The sequence below is a fragment of the Kitasatospora sp. NPDC023385 genome (assembly GCF_055664045.1).
In genome coordinates, this window is sequence record NZ_JBVOOL010000024.1 from 83702 (window position 1) to 95046 (window position 11345).

The window sequence follows — 11345 nt, forward strand, 5'->3', positions numbered from 1 at the left end:
CCCGGCCCGCCCGCCGCCAGCCGCTGCCGGGCCGCCCACCTCCAGCCGCCGTCACCGCCGCCACGCTGCCGCCGTCACCACCTGGCCGCCCGCCACCGCCGCCGTCACCTACCGTCAACCGGCCGCTCCCGCAAGCGGATCCGGCAACCCCGGCCACAGCAACGCCGAGCGGTGGCACGATGTCTCCTGACGGCACGCCGATCCGCGGCGGCACGCCGGGACGCGCGGGCCGCCACGGCACCCCACCGCCCGCCCGACGGCGGACGCGCCGCGCGGGTGCAGGGTCCTCGTACGGTGGAGGCGCGATGCGGTGGCTGACGGGCTGGTGCACGGGGGCGCCCCGCGCGGGTACGCCGGTGCACGAGACGCTCGGCGCGGTGGCGCCGATCGCCGCGCGCCCCCTGTGGACCGGGCCCAACCCGCTCTGGGCCGTGGGCGACTGGCGCCCCGAGGAGATCCGCCTGGTGACCCTCCGCCCCGGCGCCCCCGCCGTGGTCGGCACCGGCGCCACCACCCCCGACCCGATCGAGGACACCCCCGCCACCACCCGCCTCGCCATCCTCGGCCACTGCGGCGCCACCGACGCGGAACTCGCCGCCGGCCTCGCCGCCGCCCGCGGCGGCGCCGTCCGCCACCTCACCGCCTGGCCCGGCAGCTACACCGTCGTGCTGCGCACCGGCATCCGCTCCACCCTGCTGCTCACCGACCTCGCCGGCGCCCAGCCCGTCTTCCACACCCCCTGGGGCGGCGGCACCGCGTACGCCACCGCCGCCCTCCCGCTGGCCGACCTGGTCGGCGCCGCCCTGGACGCCGGGCACCTCGCGGCCCGCCTCGCCTGCCCCGAGTCCCCCGAGGCGCTCGGCACCGGCACCCCGTACCTGGGCGTCCAGCAGGTGCCGCCCGGCCACGTGCTCGGGATCCGCGGCGGGCGCCCGTACCTGTCCGGCTACGACGACCCGGCCGGCGCCGAGCAGCCCCGCGACGAGGCGCCGGCCGTCCGGGAACTCACCCGTGCCCTGCTGGAGTCGGTCCGCTCCCGGGTCCGTACCACCGCTCCGGTCGCCGGCCCGGTCGGCCGGGCCCGGCTCGGCGTCGACCTCTCGTACGGCACGGCCTCCGCCACCGTGGCCCTGCTCGCCGCCGCCGTCCCGCTGCCGCCGGTGCCCGCCGCGGCGGCTGCGGCGGCCCCGGCGGCAGCGGGACGGGCGGCCGTCGGGGCCCGGAACGGTGCGGTCAGGGGTTCCTGGGCCCGCGCCGCCGCCCAGGGCCCCGCGGCGCCGGAGCAGTTGGCCGCCGTCACGCTCGGCGAGAGCGAGCCGTCGGCCACCCTCGCGCTCGCCCCCGACACCCCGCGGCTGCGGCACACCGTGCTCGCCCCCGGCCCCGACACCCTCCCGTACGCCGGACCGGGGGCCGACCCGCAGGCCGGCCGGCTCACCGACGAGCCCGGACCCGAACTCGTCGCCGCGGCCCGCGCGGAGGCCCGCTTCGACGCCGGCGGCACCGACCACCTCACCGGCTACGGCGCCCGCCAGGTCCTGGACGGCCACCCGGCCCGCCTCGCCGACCTCATCCGGGCCGGCCGGCCGCGCGAACTCCTGCCGCCGGTCGCCGCGCTGGCCGGGGCGGACCGGGCCGTCGCGGGCGTCCTGACCGGCGCGCTGCGCACCCCGCTCACCGTGCTCCGGGCCGCCCACCGGCTCTCCCGGGTCCGCTACGCCGAGGCACTGGACGAGGCCGCCGCCAAGCTGACCGCCCGCCACGTCCCGGACGGCGCCCGGACGGCGGGGGACCGCTCGGCCGTCGACCTCGCCTGGTGCGTGCCCGGCCCGGCCGCCCGCTGGCTCTCCGACGAGGCGCTCTCCTCGGTCGCCCTGCGGCTGCGCCTGGCGGCGCGACGGCCGGCGCCCGAGGGAAATCCCGGCGCGCACCGCGCCCGGCACGCCCTCTACCGGCAGGCGCGCTCCTTCCGCACGCTCGTGCACGCCGCCGAACAGCCCGGCCAACGGCTGCACGCCCCCTTCCTCGACAACCAGGTGGTCCGCGCCGCCCGACTGCTCCCCGACGACGTCCGCCTCCAGCCCGGCGCCCGGCACGCCCTCCTGCACGCCGTCCTCACCGGCGCCGGCCGCACCGACCTGCCCCCCGACTGGGGCCGCAGCCCCCGCCCCGACCGCACCGCCCCCGCCCGCGCGGGCCTGCGCCTCGCCGCCGACGGCCTCGCCGAACTCTTCGACGCCCCGCTCCTCGCCGAAGCCGGCCTCATCGACCTCGCCGCCGTCCGCGCCGGCCTCGCCCACTCCGCCGACCCCGCCAACCCGCTCTCCCCGTCCGCCCTCGCCGGCCTGGCCGACCTCGTCTCCACCGAACTCTGGCTCCGCCGCGTCCGCGCCCGCCGCCACGGCGCCTGCTGGACCGGCCTCCCCCACCCCCAGCCCCCCGCTCTCACCTCCTGACCCCGGACCCGCCCGCCACCGCACCCGATCTCCCGGGCTCGACGGCCGGCTGCCCCTCTCGGCGCGGTTGCGGGGGCGGACTCACGGGCCGCGCCATGATGGCCGGGTTGTGGATCCGGGTCGTGGATCCGGGTGAGGAGGGTGTGCGGTGGCCGGTGGGAGCGCGGGGCGGGACGTGCCCGTGGTGCTGTCGGTGCTCGGCCGGCCGCCGGCCGGGCGGCCCGCGGGGGTGCTGGCGGCGTGCGACGGGTCGGACGGGTCGCTGTGGGCGCTGGACCGGGCGATGACGGAGGCCGAGCTGTTCGGCCTCCCGCTGTACGTGCTCGCCGTGGTGAACCCGGCGCCGGCCGGCTACCCGCCGGGTATGGCGGAGCTGGTGCAGGAGAGCGTGGAGACGCTGGTCGAGAGCACCGCGGACGGGCTGCGCCGCTCGGTGACGGCCGTGCAGCGGCAGCGCACCGCTCCGTACGCCGGGCGGATGTCGCTGCACGTGGTGCTGGGCAACGTGATCGAGGTGCTGTTGGAGGCGTCGAACCGGCAGCACACGCTGGTGGTCGGCACCCGGGGCAACGGTGGCTTCGCCCGGCTGCTGCTGGGCTCGGTGAGTTCGGCGCTGGTGCACCACGCGGCCTGCCCGGTGCTGGTGGTTCCCGCGCCGCCCACGGGGTGAACGCGCAGCTCGGGGGGTGTGTCGGGAATGTACCGAGATGGTTCATCGTTCACCTATCTCGTACCCATCCGACAAGACGCCCCCTGGAGCCCCCCGCATGAAGGTCGAGATCTGGTCCGACATCGCCTGCCCCTGGTGCTACATCGGCAAGCGCCGCTTCGAGCAGGCCCTGGCGGACTTCCCGGGCAAGGAGCAGGTCGAGGTCGTCTACCGCCCGTACCAGCTGGTCCCGGACGCCCCCGCGACGGCGAGCCCGCACCGCGCCTGGCTGGCCGAGCGTTACGGCCCGCAGTCCGTGGCGATGGACGCGCAGGTGGCCGAACTGGGCCGGGCCGAGGGCATCACGTACGACTTCGACGCCGCCCTGCACGCCAACACCTTCCTGGGCCACCGCCTGCTGCACCTCGCCGAGGCCGAGTACGGCCCGGCCGTCCAGGGGCGGCTGAAGGAGGCGCTGCTCACGGCGCACTTCACCGACGGCGTCGACGTCGGCGACCGCGCCGCGCTGACCGACGTCGCCGTGTCGGCCGGCCTGGACCGGGAGCGGGTGACGGCCTACCTGGCGGGCGACGAGGGCACCGCCGAGGTCCGTGCCCAGCTGGCCGAGGGCCGGGAGCTGGGCATCACCGCCGTGCCGACCTTCGTGTTCGAGGGCAAGTGGGCGGTCCAGGGCGGCCAGGAGGCCGAGACCTTCCGCAAGGTGCTGGACCAGGTCGCCGCCGAGATCGGCGAGCGCCGACCCGCCCCGGTGCACATCGCCCCGGCGGGGGAGGCCTGCGCGGACGGCTCCTGCGCGATCTGACCGCCGATCGCGGTCCCACCGCGATTCGCCGCGATACCGGTGCGATAGGACGGCACCGGTCAGCGGTTACCGGCGCCCCGAGGCCCGTTTCAGGAGCACCTGAAGCGGGCCTCGGCCCAGTCCGCGACGTTCAGCGCCGACCAGATCCCGTGTACTGGCGTGACGACCAGCCGGATCGACTTCTGTCCGGCCAGCGGCACGTGCACCGGCACCGCGTCGTCGCCGGCGGCGAGCGTCCGGGAGCGCCACAGGACGCTGCCGTCGCCGCCCTGGACGGAGAAGACCACCCCGCCCGGTGAGAGCGTGGCGTCGTCCACCCCGGCCACCGCGTCGAAGGACGTGCAGCTTCGGTTGAGGTCGACGAGGGTGGTGGCCGGGGCGCGCACGGTGAGGGCGTGCGGGTGGTGGTCGCCGCCGATCCAGCCGCCGTCGCGCTGCCAGAAGTCGTCGCTGCCGTTCCGCCGGATGCTCGGCCCGGCCGGCGGCACCCGGTGGTGGCCGGGCTTGAGCACGGGCAGCGAGTCGGCCCAGAAGTCGGTGGGCGCGGGCGGTGTGGGCCGGGTGACGGTCGGGGTCGGCAGCGGCGGCAGGGTGGGCGTCGGGACGACGGGTACCTCGGGCGTCGGCAGCGGTGGCAGCGGTGGGAGTGGCGGCAGCGTCGGCAGGGTCGGGACGGGCACGGCCGGCGGCGCGCTGGTCGGCTTCGGGGCCGGCGGGCGGCTCGGCACGGGCGCCGCAGGCTGCGGCGCCCGGGTGGCGGGCGGCGCCTGAGCGGGCTTGGGGGCGGGCTTGGTGCTGGGGCTCGGTGCGGGCCGGGCCGGGGCCGGCTCGGCGCTGCTGGGCGCGGCGGCCGGAGCGGGGGCGGGCGCCGGGGGCGCGGGGGCCGGGACGGCCGGTGCGCTGGCGGCGGGCGGAGCGGCCATCGGGGGCTTCGGCTCGGGCGAGCCGGTGAGCGCGTACGCGGCGACGGCGGCCGCGGCGACCGCGACGGCGGCGGCGATCCCGGCCTTGGCCGCGGTGCCCAGCCCTTCGCCGGCCGCGGCAGCGGCCCCGCCGGTACCGGAGGCCGCACCGGCCCCCGCCGTCCCGGCGGACCCGGCCGCGCCCGAGGTCCCGGCGGTCGCCGCCGCCGTCCCTGCCGCGGCGCCGCCGACCGCGGCGACACCGCCCACGGCGGCCGCGGCGGCGCTGAACCCGCCGACCCCGATCCAGACGAGCACGCCACCGGGCAGCAGCGCGCGCAGACCGGTGTTGATCTCGGTCAGTTCCAGGCAGGCCGCCGTGCAGCGGTCGCACTCCCTGAGGTGCCGTCCGACGTCCGCCGAGGCCCGCTTGCGCAGCGAGCCGCGCGCGTACGCCCCGAGCCGGGTGGCGTACGCCTCGCAGCCGCTGTCCTGGCTGCCGGAGACGTGCGCCTGCAGGAACGCGGCGGCGAGCCGGTCGCGGGCCCGGTGGGCCTGGACGGCGGTGGCGTTGGCGGTCTTGCCGAGCATCACCGCGACGGTCTTGGGGGACTCCCGCTCGACCTCGGTGTGCCAGAGCACCACCCGGTCGTCCTCGGGCAGTTCGGCGTAGGCCTGCATGACCATCCGCTGGTCGGCCATCGCCATCGCCCAGGCGTCCGCGCCGGGGTCGGCCAGGTCGAAGTCGACCACGGCGGCGGAGGTCTGCGCGAACACGGTGAAGTCGTCCACGAGTTGTTCGCGCCGCTCACTGCGGTGCCAGGCCGCGGCGACGTTGCGCACGGCGGTCAGCAGGTACGCGCGGACGGCGAACTCGGGGCCCTTGCCCGCTCGCAGGGCCTGCAGGGTGCGGGCGAAGACCTCGCCGGCGAGGTCCTCGGCGGTGAAGTTGTCCCGGCAGCAGGTCCGCGCGTAGCGGCGCACCGAGTCGGCGTGCCGGCGGTAGATCTCCTCGTACGCGGTGTCGTCGCCGGCCCGCACCCGGGCGGTCAACTCGGCGTCGGAGGCGGGGCGCTCGCCGTCCACCGGGTCGGCGGGGGCGGGCACGGTCGGGCGCGCCGGCCGGTCGCCGGCGAACGGCTCGCCGACGAACGCCTCCGGTGCGACGCCGCCCCGGCCCGCCGGGGCCTGTCCGGGCACCCGGCCGGGGGGCAGTGCGGCGGAGGAGGCGGAGAGCGACTCGCGGCTGGGCATCCCGGCCTGGTCGGGGACGTATCCGGCGGCCGGTCCCGGTGCGGCGCCCGGCACTTGGGCCGATCCGCCGGCCGCGCCCGTCTCGCCCATCCCGCCGATCCCACCGGCCTCGCCGGTGGCGCCGACCCCACCGACCCCGCTCGGGCCCGCGGCGGACCCTTCGGCGGTACTACCGGAGAGCCCCCCGAAGTCGAGGCCGTACCCGTAGTCGTTCTGTTCCTCGGCGCTCACAACGGACCCCAGATTCCACGACAACCCCCGTACTGTGGCAGGGCGCGCGGGAGTGCGTAGGCGCACGGTTCTCCGGCGTACGGCGCCGACGGCGCGCGAAGGGCGCGCATCGGGACATTGGCTCCAACCACGGGCAAAGGATGGCATAGCGCAGGGACGGGCGGTAGCCGGACCGGCCGTTCCCCACTCTTCCGAGGTGCCGTCGCGGATGTGTTCGCCCAGCCCACGGCGGCGGTCGTGCGACGCACGCACCCGGCGCGCGCTCCTGAGTCGCGCGCCGGTGATCCGCCCGACTCCCTTGTGTGTCAAGCGCGGTGAACGAGCCCGACGCCGAGCGTCAGCGCACCCGCAGACCGTCCAGCAGGATCTGCAGCAGCCGGTCCGACGGCCCGGCGACCGGCTGACCGTCCGGCTGCGGAGAAACCGGCGAGAAACCGCCCGCCGCCGGCGTCGAGACCGACGGCCGGCCCGCGTGCACCGGCACCGACGCGGTCAACACCAGCACCACGTCCGACACCGTGACGCCCGACCGCAGTTCACCCGCCGCGCCGGCCCGCGCCACCAGGGCGGCCAACAGCTGCAGCAGCAGCCGCGGATCGGCGTCGGCGGCCGCCGGTTCGACCGCCCCGCCGGAGCGGGTCTGCTCCCCGCGCAGGTCGAAGCGGACCGCCGCGGGCGGTTGCGAGGCCCGCTGCTCGGGCACCCGCCCCAACTCCTCCGCGTACCGGAACGCCTCCGGTGGCAACAGCCGCCCGGCGCCGCTGCTCACCGCCCGGGCCAGGTACCCGGCCAGGGCCTCCCAGGCGCCGTCGCCGCCGTACAGCGACTCGCGCGCCTGCGCGGTCAGCCACGCCACCTCCTCGGCGGCGATCCGCTGGACCAGCACCTCCTTGCTCGGGAAGCGCCGGTACACCGTGCCGACCCCGACCCCGGCCCGGCGCGCCACCTCCTCCATCGGCGCGCCGTAGCCGAACTCGCCGAACACCTCGCGGGCCGCCCGCAGCACGCTCTCCAGGTTCCGCCGGGCGTCCACCCGCAGCCGGGCGCCGGGCGCCGGCCCCGCGGCCTGCGCCGGCTCGGCCCGGTACCCGGCTGAGGTCGGGAACATCCCGGCCTGCATCGCCCCGGTCTGGACCACTCCGGTCTGTACCACCCCGGTCTGCAGCGCTCCGGTCGGCGCGGGCAGGTTCACCGGGCCTCGTTGCTCGGGCACCATGCCCGGGCCGGCCTGCGGCGCACCCGCCCGACCCCACACCTGCTCCTGTTCCATCATCCCAACTCTCCCCCGCAGGCGTCCGAATCCGGACCCTGTAGTCGCCCGCCCCCGCACCCCCCGGTGCAGCTCAGCCCGTCAGAAATGACCTGGTGAAGCATCGTTCGTGCCGCCCGTCCCGTTCTGGTGACCACGGTTCGTGCCGCCGGGCCGGGTCCACCTCCGGCTCGGCGCGTCGGCTCCGTCCGGGGCCCTGTCCGGGGACAACCTTCCCCGGATGACTGTGCCCCAGTCGGGTTCACACGCCAACGCTGGAACTGGCCGTAGTGGCCGCTCCACGGTGCGTCGCCGCCGGTTGTCATGGCAGCAGTCGCTCCGGCACACAATCCGACCATAGTTCACGGCTCTTCGCGTCCGAAAGTACGTCAGAAAGTCGCCCAGCACGCACAACTGGCCACGACCGCCACTCGGGTGGCAACCCGCACCGTACGGACTGTGGACAAGACCACCCCCGCCGGTCCTTCATAGGGGGCGTGATGGGGGGACACCCCCGGCCTCGAGGCCGGGACGAAACGTCACACCGGCAGGAGGTGCACCATCAGGATCCTGATCGTCGGCGGCGGCTGCGCCGGGACGGCCACCGCGCTCCACCTCCAACGGGGCCTGCGGGAGCGGCTGCGTCGCGGCGAGGTGGAGATCACCGTCGTCGAGCCCCAGGCCTACTTCACCTACCACCCGCTGCTGGCGGAGGTCGCGGCCGGCTCGATCGACCCGAGACACGTGGTCGTCCCGCTGCGCCGGGTCCTGCCGGACTGCCGGGTGCTCACCGCCCGGATCACCGGGATCGAACACGCCGCCCGCCGCGCCCTGGCCGACGCCGCGAGCCCGGGCGAACCCCCCGCCCCGGTCGAACTGCCCTACGACATCCTGGTGGTGGCCCCCGGCGCGGTCTCCCGCACCGCGCCGGTGCCCGGCCTCGCCGAGCACGGCCTCGGCTTCTCCACCGTCGGCGAGGCGGTGGGCCTGCGCAACCACGTCCTGGAACAGCTCGACCTCGCCTCCGCCACCCGCGACCCCGCGCTCCGCCAGGCCGCGCTCACCTTCGTCTTCGTCGGCGCCGGCTACGCGGGCGTCGGCGCGCTCGCGGAACTGGAGGACATGGCCCGCGCCGCCGTGCGCGGCTACCACAACGTCCGCGCCGAGGACCTGCGCTGGGTCCTGGTCGAGGCGACCGACCGGATCCTCGCCGAGGAGTCGCCCGAACTCGCCGAGCACACCCTCGGTGAGCTGCGTGAACGCGGCGTCGACATCCGGCTGCGCACCACCCTGGAGTCCGCCGTCGACCGGGTGGTCGCACTCTCCGACGGCAGCCGCTTCGGTGCCCGCACCCTGGTCTGGACGGCGGGCGTCCGGCCGTCCCCGCTGCTGCGCGACACCGACCTGCCGCTGGACACCGCCGGCCGGGTCCGCTGCCTCGCCACCCTGCAGGCCGTCGGGCCGGACGGGCGCGCCCTGCCCGGCGTGTGGGCGGCCGGCGACTGCGCCGGCGTACCGGACCCGCACGCGGACGGCGCCCCCTGCGCGCCCAACGCCCAGCACGCCTTCGCCCAGGCCGAACTGCTCGCGCGCAACCTCGCGGTGGCCCTGGACGGCGGACCGCACGCGCCCGGCCTGGCCCCGTACCTACCCGGCCCGGCCGCCTGCTCGACCTCGCTGGGCCTGCGCCGGGCCGTCGCCCACACCCGGCGCGGCGGCAAGCTCACCGGCCGGCGGGCCTGGTGGCTGCACCGGGTGCGGCACCTGCGGCGGCTGCCGAGCGCGGAGCGGCGGGTGCGGGTGCTGATGGACTGGGTGCTGGGCGGGCTGTTCTCCCGCGAGGTGGTCTCGCTGGGCGCGATGGAGCATCCGCGTTCGGCGTTCGAAGACGGGTTCGGCCCGACGCCGGGCCGGCCGTCGGACGCCGGGCCGGACTCTTCCCGGTGACTGCCACGCCACGCCGGGCCGGAGGCCGACCGGACGGCCACGCCGGGCGCGCGACTTCCGGAATCGGGCCTCTGCCTGACAGGATCAGCCCGACCTGGTCATTACCCCGTGTGTCGTCGCGTACACAAAAAGTGATGATATGCCTGGAAAACGAGGAAGCAGCCGTCGTTTGAACCTCATGCGCTGGAGCGCCCGGCTCACCGGAGTCCCCCGGCGTGCCGCCCCGCCCCACGGAACCGGCACCGACGAGGGCACGCCCTCCACCGACGGCGTCGTCGTGCCCAGCCCCCGCGACCCCACCAGCCCCACTACCCCCATCCCCGCCGTCGAACTCCTCGACCCGCACAAACCCCAGAACCTGCGCGAGGTCCTCAACCGCATCCCCGCCCCGGTCGCCGTCACCTACGGCCCGCTCCACCAGCTCGGCTACGCCAACCGCGCCTACCGCGAACTCTTCGGCGAGCGCCCAACCGGCCTGCCCGCCGCCGACGCCCTCCCGGAACTCGGCACCATGGGCGTCCTGCCCCTGATGGACCAGGTCATCCGCGGCGGCCGACCGCGCAGCGTCAAGGCCCGGTGCATCCTCGGCCTCACCGGCAACCGCTACTACAACGTCTCCTGCGTCCCGCTCGGCGCCGGCGACACCGGCGACACCCTCGCGGAAGGGCCGCCCACCGGCGTGCTGATCTTCGCCGCCGAGGTCACCGACCAGGTCCTCGCCGCCGCCCGCCTGCGCGAAGCCGAACGCCGCCAGCGCGAGGCCGCCGTCACCCTCCAGCGCAGCCTGCTCCCGCAGAAGCTCGACCAGCCGGCCGACCTACGGGTCGCCGCCACCTACCAGCCCGGCGGCGCCGAGGCCGCCGTCGGCGGCGACTGGTACGACGTCATCGCCATCGACGGCGGCCGCACGGCACTCGTCATCGGCGACGTCATGGGCCGCGGCCTGCGAGCCGCCGCCGTCATGGGCCAGCTGCGCACGGCCGTCCGCGCCTACGCCCGCCTCGACCTGCCCCCGCACGAGGTGATGCGCCTGCTCGACGGCATCGCCATGGAGATCGACGCCAACCAGATCGCCACCTGCACCTACGCCGTCTGGGATCCGCAGCGCCGCTCCCTCTCCTACGCCTCGGCCGGCCACCTCCCGATGCTGCTGCGCTGCCCCGACGGCACCATCCTGCGCAGCGAGGAGCAGAACGGCCCCCCGCTCGGCACCGGCGGCGGCCAGCACGTCTCCCACACCCTGCGCCTGCTCCCCGGCACGACCGGCGTCCTCTATACGGACGGCCTGGTCGAACGCCGCGACGAGGACATCGACCAGGGCCTCGACCTCCTGGCCCGCACCCTGACCGGCGCCATCGGAACCCCCGACGTGATCTGCGCCCGGCTGCTGCGAGCCATGGGAGTGACCTCGGAGCACGACGACGACGTCGCCGTCCTGGCCTTCCACCTGCCGGCCGAGGAGCCCGACGAGGCCGAAGCCCAGGCCGGGGAAGCCGAGAAGGCCGAGGAGACAGAAGAAAGCGTCGGGAGCCCGCAACCGGAGCTTGACTCGCCCCTTCCCGAGGTCTAGTGTTCTTCGAGCTGCCTGGCTGGGAGCACCGGACACGCGTCTGCGCGGACGGTCCCGGGGTAGCCAATCCTCTGAAATACCATTTCCCAGGTTCGGGCTGGGTCGCGTCGGCATTTTCGATTCGCGGCTCGGTGCGTATTCGGCGTGGGCGTTTTATCGGATTGCGGCCGGATTCGCCTTTCGAGGCGGGGATCGGCTAGAGTTTGAAACGTCGGACAGGGCGTCAAGCCCCGGAAGACACCGGCGAGTTGGATGAACGAAGCC

General features: G+C 76.3%; 6 protein-coding genes and 1 pseudogene. 5 read left to right on the top strand and 2 right to left on the bottom strand.

Features of this window, described 5'->3' with window-relative positions; all coding sequences use genetic code 11:
- Positions 1 to 305 precede the first annotated feature (305 nt).
- From AC0B61_RS29445 to AC0B61_RS29455, 3 genes are all read left to right on the top strand, one after another.
- Positions 306 to 2456 carry an asparagine synthase-related protein gene (locus AC0B61_RS29445; protein ID WP_471744293.1) on the top strand — a complete coding sequence of 717 codons (2151 nt, stop codon included), beginning with the start codon at positions 306 to 308 and terminating at the stop codon, positions 2454 to 2456.
- A gap of 148 nt (positions 2457 to 2604) precedes the next feature.
- Positions 2605 to 3126: a universal stress protein gene (locus AC0B61_RS29450; protein ID WP_471744295.1), complete on the top strand. Its 522-nt coding sequence runs from the start codon at positions 2605 to 2607 to the stop codon at positions 3124 to 3126.
- A gap of 97 nt (positions 3127 to 3223) precedes the next feature.
- Positions 3224 to 3928, top strand: a complete 705-nt coding sequence (locus AC0B61_RS29455; protein ID WP_471744297.1) for a DsbA family oxidoreductase — start codon at positions 3224 to 3226, stop codon at positions 3926 to 3928.
- A gap of 89 nt (positions 3929 to 4017) precedes the next feature.
- Here AC0B61_RS29455 and AC0B61_RS29460 read toward each other — a convergent pair whose 3' ends face one another.
- Entirely contained in the window at positions 4018 to 6315 is a 2298-nt protein-coding gene (locus AC0B61_RS29460; RefSeq protein WP_471744298.1) for a sigma-70 family RNA polymerase sigma factor, read from the bottom strand.
- A gap of 337 nt (positions 6316 to 6652) precedes the next feature.
- The gene (locus AC0B61_RS29465; RefSeq protein ID WP_471744313.1) at positions 6653 to 7423 is read right to left on the bottom strand and encodes a TetR/AcrR family transcriptional regulator; all 771 of its coding nucleotides are present in this window, start codon (positions 7421 to 7423) and stop codon (positions 6653 to 6655) included.
- A gap of 714 nt (positions 7424 to 8137) precedes the next feature.
- Between AC0B61_RS29465 and AC0B61_RS29470 the strand changes: the two genes are divergently transcribed.
- Entirely contained in the window at positions 8138 to 9511 is a 1374-nt protein-coding gene (locus tag AC0B61_RS29470) for an NAD(P)/FAD-dependent oxidoreductase (protein ID WP_471744315.1), read from the top strand.
- A gap of 169 nt (positions 9512 to 9680) precedes the next feature.
- A pseudogene (locus AC0B61_RS29475) lies at positions 9681 to 10988 on the top strand (PP2C family protein-serine/threonine phosphatase); the annotation flags it as partial.
- Positions 10989 to 11345 lie beyond the last annotated feature (357 nt).

What these genes read in the sequence shown, in the direction of transcription:
- AC0B61_RS29455 (WP_471744297.1), top strand. Translation starts at nt 3,224, where the DNA reads ATGAAGGTCGAGATCTGGTCCGACATCGCCTGCCCCTGGTGCTACATC.
- AC0B61_RS29465 (WP_471744313.1), bottom strand. Translation starts at nt 7,423, where the DNA reads ATGTTCCCGACCTCAGCCGGGTACCGGGCCGAGCCGGCGCAGGCCGCG.
- AC0B61_RS29445 (WP_471744293.1), top strand. Translation starts at nt 306, where the DNA reads ATGCGGTGGCTGACGGGCTGGTGCACGGGGGCGCCCCGCGCGGGTACG.